General features: G+C 67.9%; 34 protein-coding genes and 1 tRNA gene. 10 read left to right on the forward strand and 25 right to left on the reverse strand.

Annotated features, from left to right (window positions below; translation table 11 throughout):
* Positions 1-139 precede the first annotated feature (139 nt).
* Together IE295_RS30435 and IE295_RS30440 are read left to right on the forward strand one after the other, a co-directional pair.
* Entirely contained in the window at positions 140-1822 is a 1683-nt protein-coding gene (locus tag IE295_RS30435; RefSeq protein WP_190067010.1) for an NACHT domain-containing protein, read from the forward strand.
* A 667-nt stretch (positions 1823-2489) separates the two neighbouring features.
* The gene (locus IE295_RS30440; RefSeq protein ID WP_190067011.1) at positions 2490-2942 is read left to right on the forward strand and encodes a hypothetical protein; all 453 of its coding nucleotides are present in this window, start codon (positions 2490-2492) and stop codon (positions 2940-2942) included.
* Between the two features lie 146 nt (positions 2943-3088).
* Here IE295_RS30440 and IE295_RS30445 read toward each other — a convergent pair whose 3' ends face one another.
* From IE295_RS30445 to IE295_RS34220, 9 genes are all read right to left on the reverse strand, one after another.
* Positions 3089-4843 carry a hypothetical protein gene (locus IE295_RS30445; protein ID WP_372479558.1) on the reverse strand — a complete coding sequence of 585 codons (1755 nt, stop codon included), beginning with the start codon at positions 4841-4843 and terminating at the stop codon, positions 3089-3091.
* 303 nt (positions 4844-5146) lie between these two features.
* Positions 5147-5368, reverse strand: coding sequence for a hypothetical protein (locus IE295_RS30450; RefSeq protein ID WP_190067013.1), 222 nt, complete (start codon positions 5366-5368; stop codon positions 5147-5149).
* A 74-nt stretch (positions 5369-5442) separates the two neighbouring features.
* Positions 5443-5682 carry a hypothetical protein gene (locus IE295_RS30455; RefSeq protein WP_190067014.1) on the reverse strand — a complete coding sequence of 80 codons (240 nt, stop codon included), beginning with the start codon at positions 5680-5682 and terminating at the stop codon, positions 5443-5445.
* Positions 5683-6016: 334 nt separating this feature from the next.
* Positions 6017-6625 carry a hypothetical protein gene (locus tag IE295_RS30460; protein ID WP_190067015.1) on the reverse strand — a complete coding sequence of 203 codons (609 nt, stop codon included), beginning with the start codon at positions 6623-6625 and terminating at the stop codon, positions 6017-6019.
* Positions 6626-6916: 291 nt separating this feature from the next.
* The gene (locus tag IE295_RS30465) at positions 6917-7213 is read right to left on the reverse strand and encodes a hypothetical protein (RefSeq protein ID WP_190067016.1); all 297 of its coding nucleotides are present in this window, start codon (positions 7211-7213) and stop codon (positions 6917-6919) included.
* The gene (locus IE295_RS30470; protein WP_190067017.1) at positions 7210-7563 is read right to left on the reverse strand and encodes an HNH endonuclease; all 354 of its coding nucleotides are present in this window, start codon (positions 7561-7563) and stop codon (positions 7210-7212) included. Before IE295_RS30470 ends, IE295_RS30465 begins: the two co-directional genes overlap by 4 nt.
* Positions 7564-7659: 96 nt before the next feature.
* Positions 7660-8073 (reverse strand): hypothetical protein, encoded by a 414-nt coding sequence (locus IE295_RS30475; protein WP_190067018.1) that lies wholly within the window; start codon positions 8071-8073, stop codon positions 7660-7662.
* Between the two features lie 27 nt (positions 8074-8100).
* Positions 8101-8586, reverse strand: coding sequence for a hypothetical protein (locus IE295_RS30480; protein WP_190067019.1), 486 nt, complete (start codon positions 8584-8586; stop codon positions 8101-8103).
* A gap of 154 nt (positions 8587-8740) precedes the next feature.
* Positions 8741-8869: a hypothetical protein gene (locus IE295_RS34220; RefSeq protein ID WP_263453992.1), complete on the reverse strand. Its 129-nt coding sequence runs from the start codon at positions 8867-8869 to the stop codon at positions 8741-8743.
* Positions 8870-9066: 197 nt separating this feature from the next.
* Between IE295_RS34220 and IE295_RS30485 the strand changes: the two genes are divergently transcribed.
* Positions 9067-10386: a hypothetical protein gene (locus tag IE295_RS30485; protein WP_190067020.1), complete on the forward strand. Its 1320-nt coding sequence runs from the start codon at positions 9067-9069 to the stop codon at positions 10384-10386.
* Positions 10387-10432: 46 nt separating this feature from the next.
* Positions 10433-10627, forward strand: a complete 195-nt coding sequence (locus tag IE295_RS30490) for a hypothetical protein (protein WP_190067021.1) — start codon at positions 10433-10435, stop codon at positions 10625-10627.
* Positions 10628-10739: 112 nt separating this feature from the next.
* On the opposite strand, the gene IE295_RS30495 is transcribed toward IE295_RS30490, so the two are convergent.
* The 15 genes from IE295_RS30495 to IE295_RS30565 all read right to left on the reverse strand — a co-directional run bounded on the left by IE295_RS30495 (position 10740) and on the right by IE295_RS30565 (position 22291).
* Entirely contained in the window at positions 10740-11345 is a 606-nt protein-coding gene (locus IE295_RS30495) for a hypothetical protein (RefSeq protein WP_190067022.1), read from the reverse strand.
* A 333-nt stretch (positions 11346-11678) separates the two neighbouring features.
* Positions 11679-11858: a hypothetical protein gene (locus tag IE295_RS33965; protein WP_224323483.1), complete on the reverse strand. Its 180-nt coding sequence runs from the start codon at positions 11856-11858 to the stop codon at positions 11679-11681.
* A gap of 150 nt (positions 11859-12008) precedes the next feature.
* Entirely contained in the window at positions 12009-12797 is a 789-nt protein-coding gene (locus IE295_RS30505) for a hypothetical protein (protein WP_190067023.1), read from the reverse strand.
* A gap of 122 nt (positions 12798-12919) precedes the next feature.
* The gene (locus tag IE295_RS30510) at positions 12920-13141 is read right to left on the reverse strand and encodes a hypothetical protein (RefSeq protein ID WP_190067024.1); all 222 of its coding nucleotides are present in this window, start codon (positions 13139-13141) and stop codon (positions 12920-12922) included.
* A 370-nt stretch (positions 13142-13511) separates the two neighbouring features.
* Positions 13512-14840, reverse strand: a complete 1329-nt coding sequence (locus IE295_RS30515) for a DNA cytosine methyltransferase (RefSeq protein WP_190067025.1) — start codon at positions 14838-14840, stop codon at positions 13512-13514.
* A gap of 824 nt (positions 14841-15664) precedes the next feature.
* Entirely contained in the window at positions 15665-16288 is a 624-nt protein-coding gene (locus tag IE295_RS30520; protein WP_224323484.1) for a DNA cytosine methyltransferase, read from the reverse strand.
* A gap of 162 nt (positions 16289-16450) precedes the next feature.
* Positions 16451-17299 carry a hypothetical protein gene (locus IE295_RS30525; RefSeq protein WP_190067026.1) on the reverse strand — a complete coding sequence of 283 codons (849 nt, stop codon included), beginning with the start codon at positions 17297-17299 and terminating at the stop codon, positions 16451-16453.
* 94 nt (positions 17300-17393) lie between these two features.
* Positions 17394-18149: a hypothetical protein gene (locus IE295_RS30530; RefSeq protein WP_190067027.1), complete on the reverse strand. Its 756-nt coding sequence runs from the start codon at positions 18147-18149 to the stop codon at positions 17394-17396.
* Positions 18150-18243: 94 nt separating this feature from the next.
* The gene (locus tag IE295_RS30535; RefSeq protein ID WP_190067028.1) at positions 18244-18723 is read right to left on the reverse strand and encodes a hypothetical protein; all 480 of its coding nucleotides are present in this window, start codon (positions 18721-18723) and stop codon (positions 18244-18246) included.
* A 94-nt stretch (positions 18724-18817) separates the two neighbouring features.
* On the reverse strand, positions 18818-19453 hold the full coding sequence (locus IE295_RS30540) for a hypothetical protein (RefSeq protein ID WP_190067029.1): 636 nt from the start codon (positions 19451-19453) through the stop codon (positions 18818-18820).
* 83 nt (positions 19454-19536) lie between these two features.
* Positions 19537-20115: a hypothetical protein gene (locus IE295_RS30545; RefSeq protein ID WP_190067030.1), complete on the reverse strand. Its 579-nt coding sequence runs from the start codon at positions 20113-20115 to the stop codon at positions 19537-19539.
* A 69-nt stretch (positions 20116-20184) separates the two neighbouring features.
* Complete coding sequence (locus IE295_RS30550) at positions 20185-20565, reverse strand: hypothetical protein (protein ID WP_190067031.1); 381 nt, start codon at positions 20563-20565, stop codon at positions 20185-20187.
* 207 nt (positions 20566-20772) lie between these two features.
* A complete protein-coding gene (locus IE295_RS30555) occupies positions 20773-20982 on the reverse strand; it encodes a hypothetical protein (protein ID WP_224323485.1) in 210 nt (69 codons plus the stop codon).
* The gene (locus IE295_RS30560; protein WP_190067032.1) at positions 20979-21629 is read right to left on the reverse strand and encodes a hypothetical protein; all 651 of its coding nucleotides are present in this window, start codon (positions 21627-21629) and stop codon (positions 20979-20981) included. The genes IE295_RS30555 and IE295_RS30560 overlap by 4 nt, the downstream gene beginning before the upstream one ends.
* A gap of 80 nt (positions 21630-21709) precedes the next feature.
* The gene (locus tag IE295_RS30565) at positions 21710-22291 is read right to left on the reverse strand and encodes a hypothetical protein (protein ID WP_190067052.1); all 582 of its coding nucleotides are present in this window, start codon (positions 22289-22291) and stop codon (positions 21710-21712) included.
* Positions 22292-22554: 263 nt separating this feature from the next.
* Between IE295_RS30565 and IE295_RS30570 the strand changes: the two genes are divergently transcribed.
* From IE295_RS30570 to IE295_RS30595, 6 genes are all read left to right on the forward strand, one after another.
* Complete coding sequence (locus IE295_RS30570) at positions 22555-22974, forward strand: hypothetical protein (protein ID WP_190067033.1); 420 nt, start codon at positions 22555-22557, stop codon at positions 22972-22974.
* A gap of 209 nt (positions 22975-23183) precedes the next feature.
* Positions 23184-23603, forward strand: a complete 420-nt coding sequence (locus IE295_RS30575; protein ID WP_190067034.1) for a hypothetical protein — start codon at positions 23184-23186, stop codon at positions 23601-23603.
* 44 nt (positions 23604-23647) lie between these two features.
* A complete protein-coding gene (locus IE295_RS30580) occupies positions 23648-24166 on the forward strand; it encodes a hypothetical protein (protein ID WP_190067035.1) in 519 nt (172 codons plus the stop codon).
* Between the two features lie 207 nt (positions 24167-24373).
* Positions 24374-25300 carry a hypothetical protein gene (locus tag IE295_RS30585; protein WP_190067036.1) on the forward strand — a complete coding sequence of 309 codons (927 nt, stop codon included), beginning with the start codon at positions 24374-24376 and terminating at the stop codon, positions 25298-25300.
* On the forward strand, positions 25297-25875 hold the full coding sequence (locus IE295_RS30590; RefSeq protein WP_190067037.1) for a hypothetical protein: 579 nt from the start codon (positions 25297-25299) through the stop codon (positions 25873-25875). The genes IE295_RS30585 and IE295_RS30590 overlap by 4 nt, the downstream gene beginning before the upstream one ends.
* 123 nt (positions 25876-25998) lie before the next feature.
* Positions 25999-26070 (forward strand) — tRNA-Ser (locus tag IE295_RS30595).
* 187 nt (positions 26071-26257) lie between these two features.
* Here the strand turns inward: IE295_RS30595 and IE295_RS30600 are convergent.
* Positions 26258-26635 carry a site-specific integrase gene (locus tag IE295_RS30600; RefSeq protein ID WP_224323489.1) on the reverse strand — a complete coding sequence of 126 codons (378 nt, stop codon included), beginning with the start codon at positions 26633-26635 and terminating at the stop codon, positions 26258-26260.
* Between the last annotated feature and the right edge of the window lie 258 nt (positions 26636-26893).

Here is a 26893-nt window from a genome sequence, read left to right on the forward strand (position 1 = left end):
CGACCTGTACAAGGAGGCCGTCGGTGGTACGGGCTGGCCGCTGTTCGCCGGAGCGGGGTCCCTACTTGTGGCCGCAGCGCTCTTCGCCGCCCTTCGCCTGCGGCCACAGCGATTCCTTGATACACCGACAGAGCGACGAGTGGCCACCACGCGCGCTCGACTGATCGCTGAAATCGGCCGTCAATGGTTGCCCGTTCTCGACCGGTCACTGGAGTACACCGTACGCGTAGAACTCGATCTTTCCGACCGACCTGACTCCGTGACCGATCCCTGGACCCCTATCAGGCTGCGCTCAGCGGAGGGAAACCGGCGCTTCCCACTTGGCACACCGCTGGTCCAGCTGTACCGAGAGGAATACGATCAGCGGCTTCTCGTGCTCGGCGCGCCAGGCGCTGGCAAAACAACGCAAATGCTAGAACTCACTCGGGATCTACTCACAGCAGCCTCCGATCCCGGCACGCCGGTTCCCGTACCGCTTTTGCTATCCCGTTGGCCTGGTACCTCCCTAGAAGCATGGGTACTTCGAGAACTCGAGAGCCTATATCGCATCGACCGCGCCGTCGCACGTCAGTTCCTGGAGCACGGTGACATCACCCTGATCCTGGATGGCTTGGACGAGGTCCCCTCACCAAAAAGAGGCCAGTGCGTTAAGGCCATCAACTCCTTTACTACAGCAACTGGATCCGGATACCCGCTGATCGGCGTCGTTGTCTCCTGCCGCAGCGCCGACTACGCCGACCTTCGCCAGCGTCTCGGCCTAGGCGGCGCCGTAGTCATTGAACCGTTGAACCCTGAGCAAGTGCACCGTGCGCTGAGAGAGACCTCAGGTATGGAGAACCTGTACGAGGCAGCGGTATCTGATCGCATCCTCACGCACCTGCTGACTTCACCCCTCATGCTTTCGGTGGCTGTCCTCGCCTACCGGGACAGCTCCACAGATCCCGCCCTCACTCTTGGCAACGAACGTGATCGACGGGCCCGCATCTTCGACGTGTACACAGTCCGGATGCTGACACGGGACCGGGGCCTACGTGGTCAGAGTTCGCCGGGTTACGGGGCGGACAAATCCTGGCGAGCACTCACGCGATTCGCGGTCATCCTTAAACGACTGTGTACGGACGAGTTCATGCCGAATGACCCCCTGCCCACTGCCATGCAGTTCATCAGCCTTCCTATCCCTTTCATCACCGTGTCGATGTATGGAATAAAAGTAGCTCCATTGATCGACCGGGCCATTAAGCAGCGGCCGCTGTTCATCCACGACAGAGCATGGACGTGCGCTCGCGCTACCGCATTCACCGCATTCGGCCTAGTTATCGGCTCCGCCAGTTGCCTGCTCTGGTCCAATGGGAACCCACTTGCATGGGGCGTCGCGATCGGTGCCGCCCTGGCTGGAGGGGCCTGGTCCGGAATGCGACTCAAATACGATACTCAGCCGTGGCCAATCGGTTCCCGCGGCCGTGACGAGCGCGCAATAGTGATCCGCTGGGGTTTCATCCGGACGCTACTGATGTTACCTACCTTGGCGGCACCTCCCCTGGTGTCCCTATTCAGTCCGTGGCATGCCTTGTGGATCCTGCCTGGCACGTGGCTGCTGTACAGCGGATGGCTAGAGCTTCGCGCTGTCATAGTCCCGGCACTCATACGTTGGGCGTTGGCGTTGTTCATCGGTGTACGCAGCTTGCGCTACTTCCTCGCCTTCGGGGATGAGCGCGCCCTGCTGAACCGTGTCGGGAACAGTTACCGCTTTCTCCATGCCACGTTTCTGGACCACCTCGCCCTACGGGTGGACCAGGAACTTCCGCTTACTACACAGGATTGAGTACCACAACCGGCTCGAGTCGCCGAAGCCCTCCTGTTCAAGGAGGCCACGTCCTATTTGATCAGAAGTGATAGTTCTTCCGGGTTGTTGAACGCAGTGTGAGTGATTCGGGGGGCTCGGCATGGAGTTCGCATCTCCGGCCGCGGCTATACCCTCGCCTTAGTGGTTGGATCCGTTGATCTAACGCCTCCGGTATCCGTCACAGCTATCTGTGCTTGCCGACCGCCGAGTCAGTTCCGCGCCCCCTGTACGCGCGTGAAGCGCTTATCGTTGTCCTTGCCGCTGCCAGCACCTTTGCCTCGCATGCACAACTCGCCCATCCCCGCCTATCGGATTACTGTTACGCAGCCGTCAGGATTCATCAACAGGCGCTGGAACGTCGGCACATATCTGTTGCGCCTCTGAAGGCCGCAAACGGCATGCCTCGTAGGTAACTTGCTGATAGAGAAACCTCTACAACCACTTGATATGTTACCTGGCTCAAATCGTTACGCTTTTTAAGGGCTTTCCGGAAGTCGCTCACCAGCCACAACTGTTTCCTGCTGGTGAACATCTTTTCGTATTGCCGAGCCGGTCGGCATCGTCTAACTTCAATCTGGCGAAGAGGTTCATCAATCCAAAAAACGGACACGTGAGCGAAGCGTGAGACCGTCGAATCGGAGATCGCATGTCTGACCATGCGCGAACGGATGGCACAGAAGGCATCAAGGAGATAGGTGAATGGCCTGGACTGCAATTTGTGCGGGCTGGCGCCGCTGGGCTCGTTGACGGCAACATCATCGACGACACCAGCAATCGAGTGAGGCTGAGCGTCGAGACGTTGGGGCCAAGGGATCAGCTTACGCTCCGCCTCGTGCTCGGTGACGAGTGCTCGTACTGGAAGACCATGCCTGTGAAGACCCATATCGGCGGCACCTGGGTCTCCGTAGGTGAGCTAGGCGTCAACTCGAAATTCCGCATCAGCACCATCAACCGGACGTTGGACGAACTCGGCGGCACGCTCCAACTTGACTTCTGGAAGAGCGGCTTCCTGGGGCTCGGGGCATGGGTTACGGCACGCACCCTGGACGTCACGGAAAATCTCGGCAAGCGACTCACCTTCACTTGGTTGCGGGAGTGATCACGCGCTAGGCGTGACGTGTGATGCCGGCGGTCGGGCCTGGAGGGTGCGGTTGCGTATGTGGGCGACGCTGCAGGCGGCCCAACAGGCACTGCCACCCTTCAGGCAGCACCAATAGAATTTCCTATGCGCTTCCAGCGCGCCGCTCAGTTAAGGAGGCCGCGGCGGCGCGGCCTGTGAAGGGGCTCCGGCTCGTACAGGGACAAGAGAACGGCTTCGGCTCGGTCCGGCGACTTCATGCCGCGCGACTTCATGGCCTTCTTCGACTCGATCTGGGTGTACCCGCTGGTCGTTGACAGCAGCTTCGGGGTGGAGAGCTGCGCGGCGGCCTTCTTGTCGACGTGGAGACGCAACCGTCCGCGGCCGGAGGACGGGTCCGGCTGGAGGAGGCTCCTGGTCGCCAACCACATCTCGTCCCGTTTACGCCATGGTCGCATGACGGCTCCGGGGTCGTCCTGGCTCGGGGACTCCGACACCATGACGCCGACGATCTGCGCGCCATGTCGGCCGGTCTCCGCCCATCGCTCCAACATACTGACCACTCCGTGGCCGATGCCGTTCTGGTCGACTTTGACGCGTACGGGGTGGGGTGAGTTCAGGGCGTCGGCAAGGCGCTGCGCGGCATGGATCTCCTCGAGGACCACCTCGGCGACGGACACTTGGTTGTCGTTCGCGGCGCCAGCGGAGGCGTGCCGGAACTCCAACGCGTCACCGACGGCGCGGTACACGGTGAATTCGTCGCCACCGTCGGCGGCTACGTCGACGCCGAGGCGGACCCAGGCGCCTTCGCGGACGGTGTGCTGTGCGGTCTCGCCTTCCAGGCCGAGGTCGCACAGCCGGTGCCAGCCGTCTCCGGTGGGGTCCTCGTACGATATGGCGGCTTCGACCCAGCTTGGTGGGATGACGATGCCGCCGCCGCCCTTGGGGAAGCGGGCGTAGACCTTGGCGATGACGTACGGGTGGTCTTCGCCGTACGACCGGACGGTGCGGTCCACCCAGTCCTGGTCGGGCATGTGGTCGGAGAGGGAGTGCCGATCGCCGCCTTCGGGGCAGTCGGTGCAGTAAGGGGCGAGCTCGCCGGTGATCGCCGGGGAGTCGAGCGAGGAGATCGGGATGGTGACGGTGGTCGGCTCGCTCGGGTCGTCGCCCTCAATGCACAACTCCTCGAACCACGAGGCCGGATCGTCCATCGCGGGGTTGCCGATGGCGAGCATCGCCGCGTGCCCGCCAGTCAGCAAGTTGTTGGTGCCGTGGCCAATCATCGGGGCGATACCGCCCGCCTCGTCGACGATGAGCAGCAGGTGAGGCATATGGATCCCCTGCATCGCCGCCTCGTCATTTGCCGGAGCGGAGAAGCCGTACGCGGCCACGAAGTCGTTGCCGTACGGGTCGGGCATCTTGTACTGAACGGTGTCGCAGGCACCGGGCAGGCCGGCACGGGGGACGACCTTGCGGATGTGCGGCCACAGCTGCCGTTGCACCTGCCGGAAGCGGGTCGCGGTGGTGATGCACAGCGCGGTACCGACGGGGTAGACGTTGGTGAACCAGACGGCGGCGCGGGCGGCGAGGTGGGTCTTGCCGACGCCGAAGCCAGCGGGGACCGCGACTCTCTTGTGGTCGACGATGGCGTCGAGGACTTGGCGCTGCTTACTCCACAGCGATTCGCCGAGAACGTCTTCGACGAAGCCGGAGGGCGTATCCCGCCACAGGCCGTAGAAGGAGCCGGTGGCGCGCTCGACTTCCCGCATGACGTGGGGCCGCTCGCGGGCGGTCAGACGGCTCTTGAAGGCGTTGCGGCGTTCCGTGGGCGGCAGTCGCAGCAGGATGTCGGCGACGTTGGCCGCGTCGCGGGAGACGACGCCGGGGCGGGCGTGCTGCAGCTTCGATGCCGGGGGGACCACGCGGGTGCGTGTCGGCTGCTCAGGCTGCGGGCGGGACATGGCCTGGAAGGTGCCGCCCGTGCCGGGTTTGTGTCGCGGGCTGGCCGGGCGCCCATGCCCTGACGCCCGGCCAGCCCGCCGTTCCGGCGCGATGTGTGACGAGACTGAATCGCGCGCCGGGGTCCGGCTCGAGGCCCGCGCAGCCGGGGGTGAGGGGAGCCGCGCGGGCCTCAGCACTCAGTAGTACGTCGGGAGGGTCGATCCTGTTACACCCGGCTCAACGACCCTCTGCTGCGATTCGACGGCGCGCCGTCGGGGCTGGTCCTACGCAGGTTCGCTGGACAGCGTGATTCCAGCTAAACCGGGAGCCTCGGCGGTGATCTTCAAAGGGCCCTTCACGAGCATCTGCGGGGTCTCGACGTCATCCTCGTCGATGATCAGGGTGGCCGGGAGCGTGACCGTGCCCCGCTGCGGGTCCTTCAGGACCAGCTCGCACTGCACGCCCCGGCCGTCGTGCTGCCACTCTGCCTTGATCGTCACCATCATGATGGGACCCTAGTGCGTAACTCGGACGAGCCCTAGAGGATGAATCAGGCTTTCCGGGTGGCTGCGACCGGCGGTTACCCAGGAGTCGTCACTTCGTCGGCGGCGGGTAGGCGCCCGGCCAGGACGGCCATGAGCACCGCCTGCTCCTCGTTCGCGCGGCGCACCGCTTCCTGGATGATCACGGCTTCTGTGACGGCGACGGCCCGCTCCTCGGGAGCAAGCTGGTACCAGGGCGTGAGCTGCGCGCCGCCAGCGGCCAAGACCTCGCGGCGGGTCTCGTAGTAGTGGCGGGCCAGAGGGACGGGGTCGGGCATGGTCGTCATACCAGGGGGAACGTCGCTTCTGCCGAATCTGTGACAGTGGCGCCGTCCGCTTGGAGTACGGCGCGGAACCCGTCTCGTCGAAGGGGCCGGTTGCTGACCGCCGGATGCCGACGGTGCCTGAGCGAAGCGAAGGCACCGTAACTACTTGATGGTCTTGCTTGATGTTCTTACTAAAGGCGCCTGATCTGCCGGAACCCGGTCCACCGGGACCCGGACCACCGGAAGCCGGGTTCTCCGGCGCCGGATTTTCAGGCCCCGGTCAATCACCGAGGACTGAAAACCCGGCCCCGGTGGTGCTTCGGGGCCGGGCCAGAGGGGCGGCGGCTCAGTGGCCGCGGCGCTTTGCCGCCTTGTTCTTCACGTCCCGCACGTACTTCGGGGTGGTGTTGCCGAGCTTGGCGATGCGGTCCGTGGACCAGTCGTACGGGTCCTCGGTGAGTGCGAGCGCGGCGTCCTGCAGGAACGGCATCGCGGCCTTCCTGCGGGCCGCGGCGACCGACACCGTCGCAGCGAGGGCCGGCAGCCGCTCGCTGGCCTCGTCGGGGTCGAGGCGCGGCACGCCGGCCTTCTGCGCGGCCGCGATGCGCTCCTCGGCGGTCATGCGGGCGTTGAGGTCGCCCCCGGGGTTGATCGTCGCCTTCTTGTCGCCATGCAGGGCGAAGCGGCGCATCTCGGAGTACGCGTTGGGGAGGATGCCGAGAACCTTGTCCAGGCCGCGGACGCCGTCGTAGAACCACAGCGACAGAGCAGCCTGGTTGCGCTCCTCGGTGTGGGCGGCGATCTCGAGGTCGGCCTGCTGCACGATCTCGCAGGCCCTCTTGAACCGGTCGTCGGGACGGGCGATCTTGCCCAGCTCCTCCTTGACCTGGCTCGTGGCCTCGTCGCGCAGCGTCTTGTGATCGGGAACCGTGAGCTTGTGGTGCGCAGCGGGCATGACTGGCCTCCGTCGGGTAGGGCACCGGGCTGGTGCCGGCGAAGGCTGGGGCAACCCCATGCCGAACGAACCCACAAATAGTACAGCGGAGGGCATAAGCTTGTCATGGTGTACGCCACGCACCCCTTCTGAGCAGGGCAAACCCCAACCGGCCGAGCAGGATCACCGGCCCCTCGACGTCGACGTGCATACCTGGATCGCGGGAGTGTGGAGCGTCAGTGAGGGCGATCCGGCCGACTGCCGTGCGCGGGACGGCGCTGCGCCGCAGAACGCCGAGCCCGGCCAGCCGCCTCACCGCCACCACAGCAGCCGCCGCAGACGGCGATGAGGCCGCGGCAGCAGCTGGAACTCCTCGCTCTCCTTCGCCCAAGGGTCGCCCTTCCGCTCCTTGTACTCGGCGCGGGAGTACAGGGGGAACACGGCCCAGGTGCGGCGACCGACCGTAAAGGCGGGCCCGCAGGCGCCATACGGCCGCTCGTCGCGGTTGTAGGTATAGCCGACCGCGAACCAGATGCCGGGCGTCTTCGTGGCCCAGGTGCCGGCTGTCCACCGGCCGAAGTCGATGAACCCTGCTGCCCCGCGCTTCATCGGGCCGCTCCCACGACCGCGGTGCGCACGCCGTCCGGGGTGAGCCGGAAAACCCGCCCGTCCCCATAGCGGACCTCTACCTTGTCGGGGAGCTGCGGGCGCCTGACCTTCCACCCGGCCTCGTACGAGGGCTTCGGGTTGTCCTCGAACCAGCCGTTGCACACCTCGCAGGCCAGCAGCAGGTTGTGCGCCTGGTTGATCCACGGCTCGCGCGCGCCACCCATGCCCCTGTTGACCCGGTGGTGGATCGTCAGCCGATGCAGGGAGCCGCAGCGGACGCAGCACCCGCCATCGCGCTGGAAGACGAGGTCGCGGACTGTGTCCGTGGGGCCGGTGCGTCGTCGGGCCACGATCGGGCCTCCGTCCTGCCCGGCCGCCGGACCGCGGGCGCGGTCCCAGAGGGAAGCAGCGGGGCGAGCGACGGGAGAGTGGACGGCGGCTGCGCCTTACGTCGCGTTCTCCGGCGGGCCCCACCCGGCGGCGACACATGCCGGGCAGCGCTGGGCGAAGTGCTCGGCGAGCGCCTGGTTGTGCCGGCGCGTCTCGCACCCAAGCAGGAGGGTGAACCGCGGCACGGACAGCTCGATCCCGAGCACGATGGGCGGCAGGTCCGGGCAGAAATGCAGGTAGCTCAACCCGTTGCTCAGCACCAGGGCGTGCAGGACGCGCTTCCACAGGCCCGGCGGTCGTTTGCCGACGGGCCCGTAGTACGCCTCTCGGGTCTGCCGGATGACGGAGACGTACAACCTGGCCGGGAGCCTGCTCGTGCTCCAGGTGCGGATCTTGATGCCGTCACTGTCGGTCAGGATCTTGGAGAGCACGGAGACGTCGGGCGCCCATCGGAAGCGGTGAAGGTTCATGGGGGCGGACCGTACGAAACGGCCTGGTCAGTGTCGCGTCGCGCCGGTGTCGTGTTCGTCGAGAGCGCGCTGCAGGGTGTCGAGGATCGCCACGGCATCCGGGATGGTGGCGAACGAGATGATCACCTGGCCGTGCCCGCGCGTGCCGAGCACGAACTCGAATTGCGCGGTCGACCCCTCGCACTCGTAGACGTATGTGCCGGGCGGCGCCTCGCGCAGCGGCCCGTCGGCGTAGTCGAGGTACGGGAGCCGGATCTCGTCAACAGCGCGCGCGATCACCTCGTTGGGGACCTGGCCGAACTCGACGTTGGCGCGCCCCTCGTCGTCGAGGCAGACCCTCCCGCCGCCGAGCCCGGCCTCCTCGTACTCCAGGCGGATGTCGTTGCAGCCGACGTACCGCGGACGGTCGCCGAGCCGGGGGAAGGCGGCCTTCAGTGCGGCGACGGCCGCGGCCTGCGTCTGGTGCCAGTGCTGCTCCCAGGCATCGATGGCCAAGAGGACGGCGGGCTGCATGTGGTGCTCCGTTCATCACCGGGCACGGCCACAGGAACGTGCCGGGCGGGTAGTGCAGGGCAGCATTCCGGCCGTCAGGGCTACCGTCGCGGCGACCTACGCGAGGGCGTCAGGAGGGCGCCCAAGGTGCAAGTTGTTCGGACGCCGCTATTAGTTAGGCGGCCTCGACGAGTGTGTCGAACTGCAGGGGCGGGCTCAGCTCTGTCTCGAGCATGAAGACGGAGTCCATCACGGTCCGGAGGCGTTCAGTCCCGGCTTGCGGCAGCGCCGAGTACATGTCCACGATGGAATCAGGCCGCTGAACGGCACCGCGTGTGCCCAGGCCTTCCGATGGGGGCCCAGTCAGCGCGCCGCTGCACAGGAGGCGCAGAGACGATGACACCCCTCCTACTGACCAGCCGGGACGAGTTCGACCAGCCGAGTGTCGGGATGAGGCTGGGACGCCTATGGCTTTCGCGATCGGATTGGATGCACCGGAGGGTGGACACATTCGAGTTCGTCGATGCTCGGACGGTGCGGTCGACCATAGCTTTCCACATCACTGTTCCCGACGAGGCACCTGTCCTCAAGAACATGTCAGGAACACAGCGGCAAAGCATGGTTCCCCTCATGCTGCTAGACAAAGCGAGCCTCTCCTACCGGTTCCGCATGTGTGATGACGAAGGGCACTCGCTTCCGCGGCTGCGCAGCCGCGAGTGTTCGATGCTGGAGCGCCATTTCCTGATTGCTGCCACCGAAGCTCTCATCGGCGATAAAATCCCGCGTACTCCTTGGCTTGCTGACCACCCCGACGGTTTGGCCTCTGCGTTCCGGGAGATCACCACGTCCGAATATCGCGACGGCGAGCGTGTCTATGAGGAAATGCGGTCACAGCCATGGGGACTCAGCCTCGAACAGGCCAATCGCCTGTTCAGCGAACGAGGTTCAGCTGATTTCTTCCGACTCTCCGTCAAGGTCCTGTCGGGCTGCCATATTCTCTGCGCCCTGATTCCCAAGAAACCAGGAACCGAGTGCATGGTAAAGATCACGACGGACCTGGCCAACAACTGGGATGCAGACAGGAAGCGGCCGTGGCGCGGAGTTTTTCGTCTCTTCGGCTGGGAGACATGGAAGTTTATGACAACCCCGCCGGCAGGAGACCCCCGCAGCTACCACTGCGAGGTATGGGTGCCGGGTGGAGTGGAAATCCACCCGCGCTCACGAGGGTTGACACCCCGGCCGCCAGAACTACTCAAATACCATGAGGGGTACCTCGGCCGCCACTGCTTCCATGCAGCAGCGCATGGCTTCACATCTGACACAGACTACAGACTCGACCTGAAGCTTCGATCAAGAGCCGTTGGCTGGATGCTCGCCACCCTGGTAACTGCAGTTACGGTACTGGTACTTCTGGTAGTCGGGTACATGAAGAGCGGGGACCTCGTCATCGCCAAGACCGGGGCGAGTTCGGCAATCAACCTGGTCGTGCTACTCACATCGATATTTCTCGCCGTGGGGGCTGCCTCCATAACGGTCTTGGCTCGCTCATCTTCAGGCGCCCACGCACTCGAGGACAGGATGCTCGTCGGCCTACGTGGCGTGTCGTGGTGCATTCCGGTAATTTGCTTCGCAGCCGTCCTTACACTGTTCTGCATCAACACGTCCGGGAATATGGAATGCGCATTCACAGTTCTCTTCTGGGCGGAGTGCCTGATCCTCGCACTACTCCTCATACCAGCCGCGATACGTATCGTATCCACCTTGGCACAATGGGTGAGGGAGTGTCGGGCGGAATTTAAGAAGGCCCGAGGGCTTCTGTGAGCCGTGCAACTGTGCGACAGTAAAGGGAGTACGCGAGGAGGCGCACATGTCCAAGCGCATCAGCGGCCAGGACGAAGGTCGGATCATGTGGGTGCAGACCCTCGACGGCCGTCAAGCGTGGCCGGATGACGGCCTGAGCGAAGAGGTCAGAGCCTTCGCCGTCGATCTCCTAAAGTCCGCAGAGAATGGCGACGCCGCTGTCGAGGACGACCAGCCGGCACTCCTTGCCGAAAGTACCTGATTCCACACTAAGAGTAACCGTCGGCGCGGGTGAAGATCTGCCGCGTGTGCGAAACGATGGGCCGGACGCAACCTCACACGAGGTAGTCGTACGACAACTCAGCCGGACGGGCCTAGGACCTGCGGTTTTCCTTGGATCGGGCCCTAATGTGGCGTCGTGTCGATCGCTGGCCCGCCACTTGATGGTGATGACAGGGCGGGGCCGGTTCCTCGCCGGCGACGGCGACGACTGCTTTGACCAAGGCGAAGGGCACGACCCCTTCCACCTCGGCCCTCTCGACGCTCATCGTGCCGACGGTCGTCGTGATCTGCCAGTGCTCCTCGCCCTGCTCGATGGTCTGTGTCCACATGGACTTCAAGGTCATGGGCAGCGTGCCGTCGGATAACGTGAGCGTGCCAGTTCTGCAGTCGTATGACTCCAGGCAGTCACCCGGCCGACGCGCTGATGCGACCGGTAGAGGTGCTGGCTTACTCGGCATGGGGAAGGCATGTCCGCACGTCGTGAACCTCACGGTGCGGCCGCTCCTCTCCCACCGGCCCGTCTTGGCGCAGAGCGGGCACGGCTGCGCGTACAGCGCGTCGAGTTCCGCATCCGTGAGGAAGTCATCGGGGTCGCTCAACTCGTGCTGCTGTGCCGGGCTATGGCGGCGTTGTAACGCTTCCCGCTTCGGCCAAGTCATGGCAGAGGAGGCGGTGTCGGCGGAGGTGAAGTCGTTCATGCGGGCATCCTGCCCAGTCCGCCGAAGTGAGCACAGCCGCGCCGCCCCAACAGTTCTCACTCGCCCCAACAACGTGAAAGAGGGCGAGCGTCATGGCGGCGACGGCGGGGCCGCGAGACCTCTCACATGCCCCGAAGTCGCTCAAGCAGCGTCGGCAGTCTGCTGCGCCCGGTACTGGGTGATGAGGAGCGCGATGCTCTCGCTGGTGAAGCCATCGGCTTCTTCGAGCGCCGCCGCAGGCAGCAGGTCGCCGGGGTCGTAGCCGAGTGCCGGCCGCCCGGCGACGTGGGCGCACAGTGCGTCAAGGCGGTCGAGGAGCGCGGCGCGGCGGGCCTAGTCCTCGCCGAGAGCCCGCAGCCGTTGGTACCGGCCGCGGGCGTCGTGCGGACGGGGCGGCAGGGCGCGCCGGAGGGCGTCGGCCCGCCCGGAGAGCGCGTCGCGCACCGGGCCACGGAGGCGCGCGACGAGGTCCTGGCCGTCCGGGGACTGCCCGTCCGTGAGGGTCGCGGTCATGGGGCCACTGTCGCAGCGGGCACTGACATTCAGCGGCCCCGTCGGCCAAGATGCCCATGGCTGTGACTGGGCGGGATAGTTGTCAGTTGGACGAGGCTTGGCGTGGGGCCGATCCACCGCCTGCTGACCGGTGGAGAGGGTGCATGCTGCTCACTCCTGTCCCTCTTTGGCATCGGCTAGGCCGGGGTTGGTCAGGTCCGGTTTGCCGTTCGGCGATGGTTCCGCGCCTAAGCAGGGGGCAGTACCGGCCTCCCCGGTGTCCCGGGGGGTGCTTGGTTCTGTGGTGTGGCGGACGGTGTTGAGCCCCGCCGTGCCAGGCTGGGGATCGGAGAAGAACTCGGTAAGAAGCCTCTGGGCCTGCTTGACTGAGACGTCTTCTATCTCGAACTCTCGCTCCTCGTGGCGAATGACGAACCTCTTGCCCCGGTTGCGGTAGAGGAAGGCCGTCAGGACGGCGATCAGCCCCGTCAGCCCGCCCGGAACCACCGCCGAGACCCACTCGGAGATGTAACCCCCGGTAGGGTGGAGCGCTTGAGGAGCGTAGTAACCCCCTCCGGAGTCGACGTTTTCCGCTCCAGACTCCTGAAGCTGGGTGGCGGTAATAGAGTGCAGCCCACTAGGTAGGGAGCGAAGCTCCAGCCCATGCGAGCCGTCCCGCTTTGTGTGGACCTTGATCTCAAGCAGGAGCTCAGCGGGCTGCGGATCTGCCTTGGGTCGGGTATCGGACATGCGAAGGTCCTCGTCTTTCTTCACAGTGAGCCCTTTCCAACTTGAGGGCAGAGGTGGCAGTTGGCGTGACGACGTGATGAAGCCCCTGGTAGATAGGTTTTTGACCAAGAGAACCCTCTCCACCAGAGACGTAACGTGCTTGTCGACCCTTCCGGTATCGACGTGTCCGGCTCTGCCTTTCGCTTCCTCGCCCAGGAGTTGCGGCGGCATCGCCGGGGAAGTGCATCCTGAACGGCTGCGAAACGACGACGCCCCTCACCTCGCTGGCGAAGTCCAGAGCAAGCAGGAACCGAGCCCTTTCGATGCTCTCCGCCCCGTGCAGCCGACCGATGCTATGGACAAACGGCAGTCCGGGACGGTGACGTTGTTCCCGTCGCCACGTAAACGCGCGCATCGGTGAGAGCTCGCGCAATCCGTGCCCGAACGGCGACCGAGGTGGCAAGGATGGAGCCTTTGCCGGTGGTGAAGCGCACGTCGGCGCCGGCCGCCGACGTGCGGACGAGCGCCAGCAGGGCCGCCGCACAACCGGTGATCGCTGCCTTGGCGATCCTCATGGCCCCTCCCCGAAGACGCCCGGTTCATCAGCTATGCCGGACCGTACCCGTCCAGGGCCCCATGCGTCTCCGGCGCGCAGGGGCCCACTCCCAGCGCACGGGCCCGTGACACGCCTGCCAGCAACCGTCACAGGATGTGGATCTTTACTTCAGAGGATCTGCACCCAACTCGTTTCGCCCGCGTGCCAGTTCTGACGCCGACCGGTCTCAGCCTCTCGGAACCCACGCGGTTGCGTCGGGGCAACAGCGATTGGCCCCGACTGGCAGAAGACCACGACAGCCGCTCTGGATGATCTCGACGTCCATACCTGCTGCACGATGAGGACTGCTGCCCAGCCTCCGCTGGGGAGGCCGGGCGGCGCGGCGGAGGTCAGACTGCTAGGTCGTACTCATCGCCCCATAGGCCGTCGTAGTGGTAGAGGCCGGTGAGGTAGTCGCGGACCCGTGGCTCCCAGTCGATGCCGTGGAGTACGGCGAGGACGTACGCGGCGACGGCGGGGCAGACGACGTCTCCGGCCTGCTGGAACTGGCTGGAGCGGGAGCCCTGCCATGGGTAGGTGACGCGGAAGGAGACGAGGGTCCCGGCCTCGGCGGGTGTCAGGCGCAGCCCGTCCCGTTCGCGGACCCAGGTGCGGGTCTTGCCGGTGAGGCACCAGGACGGCTTGTCGGCGGAAAAACAGTTGCCGCCCTTGGCGCGGCCGGTGGACGGGTCGACGGGCCGGTTGCCTCGGGTATTGATCCGCTCGCCTTCGTCCCAGCCGAGCGCTTCGGCCATCGTCGTGACCGGCAGGGCCTGGACGGGCGGGGCGATGTCTACCCACTTGTGCCGGGTGGCGATCATGAACGTCCGCTTCCGGCGGGAGGCGACACCGAGGTCTGCGGCCTCCAGGACGGCCCAAGAGGTACGGAACCAGTCGGCACAGCCGAACTCGATCGAGAGTTCTTCCAGGACCCGCTCAGGCAGGTTGCTGGACTGCTCCATGGCCATCCACACGATCGGTGCGCCTGCCGCCTGGAGGCCGAGCGGCCAGATCGCTACCTCGGCCATCAGGCCGATACGGGGGTCGGTGAGGCCGTCTAGCGTGGCGCGGACTTCGTCCCAGGTGGCACCGGAGCGCGGGGCGTAGCCCTCGTGGTACCCGAGGTCGGCGCACAGCGGGCAGTCGTCTTCGAGGTCGGGATACAGCTCGTCGCAGCACACCTCGTCGAGGCGGATGAACCCGGCGGCTTCGCCAACGTAGGAGATGGTCTCGCACAGGATGTCGAGGTTGGTTCCCAGCAGTCCGGCGCGCTTACCCGATGTGGAGAAGCTGGGGCATGGAGGGCTGATGATGACGCCGTGCGTGCAGCGCAGTGCCGGGTGCTCGGGGTCGAGCTTGGTGATGTCGGCGCAGATGCGGGCGTGGCCGGCTGCGCGGGCGGTCGCGCACGCGTCCTCGTCCATGTCGACGCCGACGACATCGAAGCGGGTGACGCCGAGGACCGTCTTCAGACCTTCCCCCCAACCGCCCGGACCGGCACACAGCTCGACCACGCGCTCCGGCTCGCCCTCTTCCCAGGGAAGGAGCCAGCGGCCGGGCCATGGCGCGGCGATCTCGTCGAGCTCGGCCATGACGTGTGCGGGGATCGGGGCGCCGGTGGCCTTGTAGGAGAGGGCGGTGGTGACGACGCTCTGTTGGGCTGCGGTCAGCTCGCTCACGGGGGCGGTCTCTTTCGCTTCGGGCCTTGCTGGCGGTTGCTCTCCACCAACACGGCAAATACTACAGCACGCGTCATAGTGAATCTATTTAGCCAGGTCAACGCCTTGATTGTGACGTGCACTGCCGCATATGGCCTTCGCCTGTCAGACCCCGCAAGGCCGCATCCCGACCCGCGCGGAGCCAGGACGCGGCCGAATCGAGGCTCTACGCGCTGCCGTCTCCGCGGGCACGGTCAAGCAGCAGGCTCAGAGCACCTGCCGCCTGCGCGGGGACCACCCCGTTACCCAAAGCCGCGAACTGCGCCGCACGAGGAAGGCCGGGCACTGCGGTAACCCATCCCGGAACCAACCCCATCATCCATTCCACGAACGAGGCAGCCAGGCGGCCGCGACCGTCGACCGCCGGAGGAGCAGCCCGACCAAGACGTCTTTCCCATCGGGCGATGGTCGCGGCGTACGGCCCCCACACAGCTTCACCGGGGACCGGCGTGCGGATGCCGCCCGGGAACGCGGTGAGCGGCATGGCAAGCTGGCCGCCTCCAGCCGCCTTCGGACAGCCCGCCAGGGTCTCGCCGTAGTGAGCAGCGCCCGGCACCAGGTGCTCAACCTCGTCCGCGAGGGTCGGCCCGTGACCGCCCTCACGCCTCTTGTCGGGATGCTGCGACCCTCCATTCACCGCCAGCTGCGCCGTAGGGGTTTTGAGCAGCGAGGCTGAGGGGCACTCGCCGGCAAGCTCAACCGGGGCCGCGTGTTGCCGGACCGGAAGTCGACCGGCGGTGCGTACCGTCGCCGCACGCCGGTAGGTCACCCCCGGCCCAACCGCCCTATGACGACGGCCAGGCGAGGACGAACACGCGCTCGCGACGGTGTGGGGCTCCGGCGTCCGACGCGCGGTGCACTTTCCACTCCGCATCGAACCCGAAGCTGGCCAAATCTCCGAGTACGGCACCGAGACCTCGAAGAGGCCCGGTTCGCTGCTGGACATCCACTGGCCCATCTCCTCGTCCCATGCTGCGAGTGGCCGGTGCGGAGAGGAGACCTCGGACATTTTCGATCACTACCAATTTCGGGTGGAGGGTGCGGATGGCGCGGGCGACGTGGGCCCAGATGCCGGAGCGGGTGCCGGGTGCGATACCTGCGAGCTGTCCGGCGAGGCTGACGTCCGTGCAGGGGAATCCGGCTGTGAGGATGTCGACGGGCGGGACGGTGCTCCAGTCGACGCAGGTGATGTCGCCGTAGTTCGGGATGTGCGGCCAGTGGTGGGCGAGGATGCGAGCAGCGTGCTGCTCGGGATCGTCGGGGTCGTACTGGCAGTGCCACAGGACCTCTCCTCCGAGCAGGTCCTGTACCGCGAGGTCCAGGCCCCCGTATCCGCTGCACAGCGAGCCGATACGGGGGTTGGGCGGGATGCGAAGACGGGCGGCGCGCTCAGGGGCGCGGAGGGTCAAGAGGACTCCTTCCCAGAGGGAGCGGCCCGGACCGAACCAGGCCACGAGGAGTCGGAAGGCTGCCGGCCAGCGGCGTCTTCTGTCCGCCGGGAACGCCGCTGCCAGGCGTGAGGTCAGTCACGCCCGGCAGCAGACGGGGTGTAGGCAGCGGACCTTGCTGGGTCAGCGGGCGAGGCGCGCGGCGAGGTGAACCAGGTGGTCGATGCCGACGCCGTGCAGCTCGGCGACCACGGGCGTGGTGTCGCGGATGCGGGCGACCGGGTCAGCGGGCGGACAGACATAGCCGAATGGCCCCGTCGCTGCGCCGAAGGTGACTTCGCCGTCGTCGAGCTGGTCGACGGGCGTGTACTGCACCAGGTGCGCGGCCACACGGCGGCCCAGGCGGGTGCGCACATCGCGCAGCGGGAACCGGGGCGTCTCGGCGGCGGGCTCCGGCAGGAACAGCGGCAGCACCTGCTCGACGATGGCGACTGGCCCGGTGACGGACAGGTCGCACGCCGGGTTCGCGCCGATGAGGGTCACCGCGTACCGCACGCCCTGGCTGCTCCACTCCACAAGGTCACTGTTCGGGTGGCTGCCGATGCGGTTGACCGTCGCCGCGCCGTGGGCGCGCACCGCGCCGCCGATCAAGTTCAGGTGCCGCAGCCGGGCGTGCCGGGCCTCAGCGGGCCGGTTGGCATACGCGAGGGCGGCGGCGTCATCCAGACGCGGCAGGACGAGCCGCAGGGTCTCGCGCACCACGGGCTCCGGCGCCATCCGGTCGAGGATGAGGTCCGGCTCATACGGCTCGCGGTTGTCGAGCTGCCACGCGATTTTAGTGCGCCACGGATGTTCGGCGAGGATGAGCGCGCCGGGCCGCCCGGCCTGGGTGAGGCGGGCGGCGGGGCGGGTCGTCCACCAGGCCGCGTACGGGGCGACCGTCCAGGCGTTCCCGTCGCGGTGCGGCAGGCGCTCGGCGACGCGGTGGGCGAGTGCCGGCGCGGCGCTCACGGGGGCGGTGGCAGTGGCCATCAGGTGGTTCCTTCGGGTCTTCCGGCGTTGCTCTCGCCGGGAAGTGGACCGGCAGGAGGCGGCTTGCGTCGCCCCCTGCCGGAGAGGGAGCGGGCTACTTCTGGAGGGCGCGGTCGAAGCACGCGTTGACGCCGGGCGCGGTGCAGCCGGACGGGCACGGCGACGGAGACAGCCGGTCGAGGAGCGTGCGGACGTCGTTGGTGCCCTCGGCCGTGGTCTGGACGACGCCGTAGTCCGAGGGGTACGTGATGGCGGCGCGCAGCACCTTGCCCGAGCGGGCCCCGATGACGACGTGTCCCTTCACCCCGTGCGGGCCGCGCGCGGCCAGGTGCAGCAGGTGCTTGGCCTTGCCGGTCTTCCAGGTCAGGCGCAGCTCCTTGGCGGCGGCCAGGTCGACGATGCCGCGCGTGTACGCGGTCAGACCGTACGGGGCGACCGGCTTCGGCGCGGCGAGGGTGCGCAGCTCCAAGTGCGCGCCGTCCAGGGTGAGGGCCAACGTGTTGTGCCCCTCGCGTTGCGCCCGGATCAGAGCGGAGTGCAGGCAGGCGCTGGTCTCCGGTTCGTACAGCGGGATCGCGTCGATGACGCGGGAGTCGCCGCCGAGGATGCCGGAGGCGTCGTCGCCACCCGGCCCGTATCCCTCGGCGAACGCGTCGCGCGGGGCGCCCTTGTGGGTGGAATTCCCGGTCAGGTAGGTGCCGCTGCCGTCCCTGATCCACCACAGGGCGGCGTGCACGGTCTCGCCGTTCTCGCACTGGTCGGAGGTAGCGCGCAGCGTGTGGCGCGGGGCGAGCGCCGAGTGCATGGCGATATCCATGACCTCGTTGAGGGCGAACTTGAGGGTGATCACGGGGGTGTTGGCCTTTCGGTTCGGGGCTGGCCCGGTTGCTCTCCGGGTGGTGAGGCGGGGCGCGCTGGGAAGGGGGCGCGCCCCGTCGGGGTGGCTAGAGCCAGGAGCGGACGATGCGCGGGCTCTCCGAGTAGCACTCGGTGGTGACCTTGTAGAAGTCGGCGTCCGGGTCGTCGAGGAGGGTGAGCGCCGCGTTCACGACGAGGTTGTCCAGGTCGTCGGCGTAGGGGCGTCCTGTGTGCTCGGCGGCCAGATCGATGCCGTTGTTCACGGCCTGGGAGACCTGCTCGCGGGTGTACTGCGGCGCGTCGTCGTCGGCGGGGGCGTCGGCGGGTGCCTCCCGGTGATGCTGGTTCTTCACCTCGCCCCATGGCGCGGACGGCGCGTCGAGGAGCGTCATGACGGCGGTGACGGCCCACGCGAACCGGTCGGCGTAGCTGGAGACGTGCGCCTCGTCGGCCGTCATGGTCGCGCCGTCGTTGATGGCTGTGCGGACCTGGGCGCGGGAGTACAGCTTGGCTGGGGCGGCGTCGGCGTGGGTACGGCTGCCGGTGGAGGAGTCGAGGATGGTCACGGGGTGTCCCTTTCGGTTGGGGTCTGTGCCGGCCCGGTTGCTCTCCGGGCCGTGGGCCCCGGCCGGGCGGCCGGGGCGGAGTTCGAGTGGGCGGTCAGTCGGCGTCGCGGATGCCGCGCACGGCGTCGGCGACGCGAGCGGCGACGGCGGGCAGCCCGAAGGCGGAGCTCACGTCCGTCAGGTACGTGCGGCTCTCGCCGCGCAGGTTCGCCCAGAGGTACAGGTCGCCGTCCTCGTCGACGGCGAGGAGGAAGTTCGCGCCCGGCTCATCCTCGTGCTCGATGCAGGCACCGACGCCCCACGGGGTGGACTCGGCGTGCCAGTCGGGACCGAGGAGCTGCACGGCGGCGCGGCCGATGTCGGAGACGCTGAACGGGTACTCCGTGCCCGGGGCGGGGTGGTAGCGGCCGTGGTCGTCGTACGGGAGGGAGGCGGCGTACGCACGCTCGAACGCCTCGATCGCGGCCTGCGCGGTCTGGCGGGCGGTGCGGGTGAGGGCGCGGCGGCCCCGGCGGGTCGTGGCAGCGGTTTGGACGTCGGCGACGGCGCTGTCGAGCTGGGGGACCACCCTGGCCCAGACGGCCATCCGGGCGCGGGCGGAGGCGTACGCGAGCATCCGGTCGAGTCGGGCGGCCAGCTCGGTCGCGGCGTCGCGGCGGCGGGGGAAGGTGGCGTACACGCCGTAGGCGGCGCGGGCGGCAGGGGCGAGCGGGGTGACCTCGGTGTTCATCGGGTGGTGCCTTTCGGGTCTGGGCCGGTTGCTCTCCGGCCGGGTGGGGTGTGTCGGGGCGGTGCGCCCGTGGAGCGGGGTGGTCAGTTCGCGGCGTCGCCCTTCGTGTCCGGCGCGGGGGCAGTGGTCGGCTGGTTGCAGGGGCGGCCGTTGTCGACGCGGACGGCCCTGGCGAGCTTCATCAGGTCGCGCTGGAGGGCTAGGGCGCTGCGGAGCCAGGCGTCCGTGGCGGGCTCGCTGGTGGCCTGCAAGAGCAGTCCGTGAACGTGGGCGAGTCGGTGCCGGAGGTCAGCCTCCAGCTGGGCGAGCGCGGGGGAAACAGGGTTGAGCGGCGCGAGCGTCGGCAGGGTGACGCAGGTGAGCGGGGCGTCTATGTAGTCCGTGAAGTTCGCGGGGAACCGGGTGTCCGGGTGGAGCCGTGCGATTTCGCGGGCGTCGCTCAGCGCCTCGGCGGCGTCGGTGAAGCACGCGTACGTGGTGCTGTCGGGCGTGTATCGCTCGAACGCCTCGGCTGCCCGGTCCAGGTGGGAGGCGATGAAGCGGAGCGCGGTGATGGTGGCAGGCGGGGTGAAGCGGTCACGGGCGACGTGGGCGATGATGCGGGCGCGCAGGGTGGCGGCCTCGGCGGGGGCGAGCGTGTTGCGTGGGGGGACGGCGTTCATGGTGCGTTTCTCCGGGGTGTCTGGGGGGCCGGGGCGCGGAGTGTGCGCCCCGGCGAGGGCGTGTGTCCGTCAGGCGGCGGAGAGCGCGGCGCGGATGGCCTTGTACTCGGCCTTGCGCGGCTTGTAGTTCGCGACGATCTGGGCGACCTGTTCGACGGTGTAGCGGTAGGCGGTCACGACGCGGCGGGCGCGGCCTTTGAGGGTGCGGCGGATGCGGACGGCTCGGCCCCGGATGCCTGCCTTGCGGGCCTGGGTTCGGAGCGCGTCTGCGGCTCCGGCCACCACGTCGAGCGGGGCGCCGGTGGCGATGATGTGGGTGGCCAGTGAGCGGGGTCCGGTGCGGACGCGGCGGGCGGCGGTGGAGGCGGCGCGGCGTGCGCGGGACTTGGCGCGGTTGGTGCGGGCGCGGTCGCGGAGGAGGGCGGCGGTGCGGCGGGAGTTCGTGGACATCGGGGTCCCCTTTTGAGTTCGGGTCTGTCGGCGGTTGCTCTCCGCCAACAAGGAAAATACTACAGCACGCGTCGCGGTGGGTCTAGTTCGGATGTTGCCAAGGAGCTATAAACAGGCATCTGACAAGGGAAGACGTGCGACCCTCGCGCCTGCCGCGAGGTTGCACGCAATGGCGTCGGCGACGCGCGCTGTACTTCAACCGGTTGGCTAGAACAGGGTGTCGGCCCGGGGTCGCTCGGCCTGGGCCCGGCGGGCGACCGGGCGCACGGGTACGTCGTCGCTGAACAGGGCAGCGGTGCCGTACGCGTCCGGGGCGGCCGGCACGCGGACCCCGACCCGCGCGGCCCGCTCGTCGACAAGGGCGAGCGGGGCCGACTCGTCGAAGTCGCCGCGCCCCATCTGCCCCCAGTCCCTCACCGGCTTCCCTCCGCCTGCTGCGTGGCGTTCAAGTCGATGACGGCCATGTACCCAGCCTCGTCCGTGACCTCCATCTCCGGCGGCCACCCGTCGGTGGCGTAGCTCTTGAGCTGTTCGTAGGCGAGCTGTGCCGCCTCCTGCGGGCTGGACGCCTCGAAGTCGGCGGACCACATCACGCCGTACGTACGCACGGGGGCCCTGGTGGCCTCCTCGACGGCTGCGACGACGTCGGCGAGGATCACGGCCACAGGTCGGTTGCGCAGCTCGATGGCGCACGGCTCGTCGTCCTCGCCGCTCTCACCGCGCTCGGAGGGGGCCAGGCACACGAACCGCCACCCCACGTCCGCCACACGGCCGTGGTCGGCGAGCGTCCAGCGGTCGATGTCGTCGCACTCCTCGCACCCCTCGCACGGGCAGTCCCGCAACGCGTGCGGGTCGGCACGGTACGGGGTGGGGACGTGCTCCGCCCGTCGGGTGCCGCTCTCGTCGGAGAAGACGGCGAGCACGAGGTCACCGGCCTTCACCTCATGGGCGTGGACGGCCACGGCCTGGTCGAGGGTGAGCCCGTGCGGCAGGGGCGGGAAGTCCGGATCGATCGGCCGGTCGGTGAGGTGGAGGGTTTCGGAGTCGAAGGGCAGGGTGCGCATGACGGGTCCTTCCGGGGCGGGCGAGGAACTGGCGGGCTGGTCGGGGCGCAGCGGCGCGGCTGCGCCCCGGCGGCGGGCGGTCAGTGGTGCTCGCGCCGATCGGCGTCGAGGGCGCGCAGTGCCTCCGGGAACCCCGGGGTGCCGGGCTTCTCCTCGAGGTCGCGGATCCGGGCGCGCCCGTCAGGGTTGTCGGCGCGGGAGCCGTCCGCGTTGGTCCAGCCGTACGGGGGACGGCTCGCTACCGTCACGCACAGGTCGACGGCGGCGCCTGCGCCCTTGCACTCGTCGGCGACGATGCGGGTGCCGCAGACGCGGTTGCCCATGGTGTGGCAGTCCCAGCCGCTCTCATCCTCGTCGATCCGGCCGTTGCGGTTGTCGTCGCCGAGGGCGTCCGCGCGGCCGTCGGTGAAGCCGTCGTTGAACGCAGTCACGATCTCGTCCGGGGTGGGCTTGGCGCCCGGGTCCGTGCCGGTACAAGAGCCGAAGAGGCCGGGGCTGCCGCGCCATTCGACGCCGAAGGAGCAGCCGGGCGTGCCGAAGGTGGCTCCGGCGTTCTGCCCGTCGTAGGTGTGGCCGAAGGTGGCGAGGGCGGCGGTGGCCAGTCCGGCGGTGAGGAGCACGGCGGGGCGAGGCCGGCGGGTGGGCAGGCGCAGTCTGCGCATGACGAAGTCCCTTTCGGTTCGGGTCTGTCGGCCCGGTTGCTCTCCGGGCCGGTGGCGCTATGAGAACGCTACACACTCCGAATAAAAAAGTACAGGGCGCATCACGAACGGTGGTCTGGGGCGCCATGCATGCGGGGTGAAGTGGAATTTCTGGAGGGGCCCCCAGCGATGCGACGCGTGCTGTACTATTTAGGTGTTGGCGGGAAGCAGCGCCGACAGCCCGGAGAGCAACCGGGCGCAGACCCGAACCGAAAGGGACATCCATGTCCGTCACCCTGGCCAAGGCACCGCGCTCCTTCACCGTCCTCATGCAGGACGGCACTGTGCACGGCGTACTCCTCACCCCCGACACCCAGGAAGACCGCGATCTCCTGCACTTCAACGCGCACTGGGGTGACTGCCTCGACTTGTTCGAGGTGACCGCCATCGACGGCTACGCCGCGAGCATCCAAGCCATCGCCGCCCACGACCGGGCCACCGCCATCGAGGACTACATGGACCGCGTCGGCGTCAGCTACAGCGCGGCCCGAACTGTCTACCGGGACTGCCGCACATGGGCCCGCGCCCTGACCCCCGAAGGCCGCGCCTCCTGGCTCAGCAACGTGCTCAAGAGCTACGCGCCCCTCAAGCACTTTGCGCTCATCGAGGCCATGCGCGAGTTCGGCGAGCCCACCACCGCCTGACGGGCCGCACCGCCCGCCGGGGGAGGCGGGCTGTACACCCCGCCCCCGTTGGGCCCGGTGCCGGCGCCGCACACCGAGGCCACACCAGTCACATCAACCCCAACAACGCAAAGCAGCGTGAAGCAACGCGCTCTTACGCGTGCGCGCGCGTAGAGGTCTCTCAAAACTCGCGAAATTCCGTCTGCTCTCCCTTGGAAGGACCCGTTCTGATGACCGCACCGACTGCCGCTGTCGACCTGACTCCGGAGCAGATCACTGTCCCGCTCGACACCTGGGACCGGCCCGTCGTTGTGCTGCCCGACGACGTCGCCGCGCGGATGGCCGCCTCCTCCCGCACGGACGTGAAGAACTACGGCTACTGCCACTTCGAATCCCGCCGCTTCTCGCCCGACTCGTACGAGACGCGTGCAATCCAGACCATTTTCGAGTCGGTGCTCGCCGCTCATCCCGACGAGCAGGGCCTTGGCCAGTACGAGCGGTACGGCACCGGCTACTTCTACGGCTACATCGTTGGCACGTCCGGCTGGGACGCCTCGGCCCGGACGTGGAGGGACTACGAGAACACTCAGCACCTCCACGTGGACGGCATCCACCTGCGCCACGACGGGCGTAGCCACTTCGGCTCCTGATCACGCCCCGGCGCTCGTTTCCTCGGCGGGCGCCCCTCCCCCTCATGCTCCCCATCCGGAAGGACTACTTCACCATGCCCGTTTCGCTCGACAAGGCCGTCCGTACGTTCACCGTCATCCACCAGCGTGGGAAGGTCTTCCACGTCGTCCCGGGCCGCGCCATGCTCCAGCCGGACGGCTCGCTGGGCCCGTACGCAGAGGCGTGGCAGGACATGTTCGCCCGCCGCCTGACGCCCACGACGGTCGAGGCCGTCGACCGATGGGCAGCCGTGCGCGCGGCGGCCGAGGAGATCGGTCCGTACATCAGCGAGCGGGATTGGATGCTCAGCCGGATCGACATCTTCGCGCTCAACCGGTCGGCGGACCCTCACCTGCCCATCCGGGAACGCGCTCTTGTCGTCGACGTCGTTCTGGAGTCCGCGTTCACGCCCGTGGTCGACCCGACCGGCGCCCCGATCGTGTGGGAGGACGCATCGGCTGAGGAGCGCCGTGCGTGGCTCGACGATCAGCCGACGGGCGTTCTCCTGCGCTGGTACCGCCACATCCGGCAGATCCACCACTGACCCGCTGAATGCCGGCCCGCCCGACCCCTGGCCGGGGGCGAGTGTCGGCCACCTTGCCCAGTTCTCCCCGCGCGCTGTCAGTGACCGCCCATAGGCTCTCTGACCTGCGTGCGGGGCCCTTCCGACCGGTCTGGTCACTCGCCAGGCCCCCACGAGGTTCCGTTGAATACACCTGCCAGCACACTCGCCCATCGTTCCGTGTTCGCCGTGCCCGATACGGAGACGCTGCTTGACACCGTCCGCGGGGTATCGGGGGCGTGGCTGAGGAAGAAGTTCCCGCGCACGGCCGTGCAGCTTGGCACCGGGCAGCACGCGCTCGACGAGTCGTCCCTGCTGATGTCGCAGGCCGCGTACGACGACAACGGCGCCGAGTACGCCACCCGTATCCAGCTCCGCGAGGACAAGGCGGAGGCGACCTGGCGCACCACGGTGACGGCAGTCCGCTCCACCACGGGCGGCACGGTGAGCGTTGACCTGGAGTGCTTCCCGAACAGCGCACAGCCCTTCCGCACCAGCAAGCCCCGGCTCATCCGCGAACTGGTGGCGGAGCTGGAGCCGCGCGACGGCATGTCAAGGCTGAGCATCAACGCGCTGCGCGTCACCCACGACCGCGTGCACTCCCTTGTCGACGTGCTGTGCGATCCCGAACGGCAGATGCCCACGGTCGTCGCCGCACGGCCCATGCAGCCCGATCCACTGTGGTCGGAGCGCGTGGCCGGCATGATGCGGCAGCTCGCCGGGGACGCGTCCACGTACCTGCTGTGGGACCTGGCCACGGTCGACGCCTTCCGGGAGGCGCTCGGCCACGACCACCGTGTCGGCCCTGGCTGCGTGCGGACGTTCCTGCCGTTGGTCGATCCGGCCTGGGCGCCGGATGCGGCCGTCACCGGCTCATGGGGTCCGGACGGTGGACCGATCCGACGGACCAGACGTGGCGCGGTGTCGCCCGCCGCGTGCACGCGCTCGCCCTGGAGCGTCCCCTGCCCCGGCAGCTCTCCGCCGTGGCGTTCCCCGACCGCATCGCCGAGCAGCACCGGCAGGAACGCCGGGAGTCCATGGACAAGGCGCGTCTCCTCACGGCCGTACCGGCGCAGCGGACGGGCGAGCACGACGAGGAGCTACGCGCCGAGGTGACCCTGTTGAACGGTCTGTTGGAGCAGGCCGACAAGGAGCTATCGGAGCTGGGGCGGACCGTCGAGTTGGCCGAGCGGACGAACACGTCGATGCAGGAACAGCTCCAGGTCGTCATCGCCGAGCGAGACAAGGAGCTTGAGGATCATCTGACGACGCTGGACACGTTGCAGCAGGTGCGCGCTGAGGCGGACCGGCTCCGGCTTCTGCTGCTGCGCCAGGGCCACTCGAAAGAGGTTGCCGAGGCCGTGAAGAGCTTGCCGGGCATCCCGTCGTCGTTCGAGGAGCTGTGGGAGCGCCTGGGGGAGCTCGAGCACCTGACGGTGACCGCGGACCGGCGGATAGCGTTCGGGCTCGACGAGCACCCGATGTCGCGCACCTGGGCGGCGAAGGGCTGGACGGCGATGGTGTCGCTCGACTCGTATGCCGCGGCGGCGCACCTGAAGCTCGCCGTGCGGGGCCGGATCGCGCCGCGGGTGTACTTCCTGGATGACGTGAAGGGGGCGCGGGGCGGGAGCGCCGGCCGTCTGGTCGTCGGGTACATCGGGCCGCATCTGACCAGCATGATGACCAACTAGGCGGGGCGCCCCGCTTCGGCCCAGCGCACGGCGCGGCGGGAGCGAGTAGGTCCAATATTCCGGGGACCAGTACCACCCGAGTGACGCACGCTGTAGTATTTTAGGTGTTGGCGGAGAGCAACCGCCGCAGACCCAAACCGAAAGGCCCAGCGCCATGACAGCGCTTGGCCGCAGGTTCGAGTCCTGCCGGGGGCGCTCTCCCCATCGTGCACGCCCCCTTCCGGGAGGGGCGTTTTTGCTGGTCAGGGGCATGTTCGGGGGCGTCGTCAAATCGGAGATCCCCGGAGACTGTTCTCCGGTGATCTCCGGCTGACTCCGGCTGTCACCGGGGTTCTGCGGGTGGCCTCGGAGAATACACGGAGAAGTTCTCCTCGCCCGCCGGTTACCCCTCGGACAGCTCGGGGAGGTCTCCCCCGGCTTCGATACGCCTCTTAAGATCGGGGAGCTGCCCGACGATGCAGCGGGCGTACGTCGCTAGCAGGACCGCGACGCTGGTGCCAGCCCACTCCGCGACCTGAGCGGGTGGCACCCCGTAGTTGAGCCACTTGGTCAGGCGAGTGTTTCGCCAGTCGTACACCCGCCTACCCAGGGGTGAGTCGAACTCGTGGGGAGTCAGTACCTCCTGACGGGCGGTCCTCCAAGCGCGCCGGATGACCGAGCCGGCGAGGATGCCGCCCTTCTCTCCCTGGAACAGCCGGTCGCCTGGTTTCAGCCCTTCGGCCCTGATGTGCTCGCGAAGGATCTTCGTCAGGCTGCGCACCGCGGTCTACGACGGTCACCGCGGCTTCACCCTCTCCCACTTCCACCGAGGTGAAGAGCTGGCTGAGGAAATGCGCTCCGCCGGCCTGACCGATGTGGCCGTGTTCGGCATCGAGGGGCCCGCCTGGTCCATGGTGACGGCCGTCGAGCAGAGTCCCGGGCCGGGCTCGAGCAATGAGCTCTTCGAGGCGGTCCTAACAGCGACACGCATGGCCGAGCCCTACCCGGAACCCTCGCAGCGTCTTCGCACCTTCTGGCA

This window comes from Streptomyces griseocarneus (assembly GCF_014655595.1).
GTDB classification, from domain to species: domain Bacteria; phylum Actinomycetota; class Actinomycetes; order Streptomycetales; family Streptomycetaceae; genus Streptomyces; species Streptomyces griseocarneus.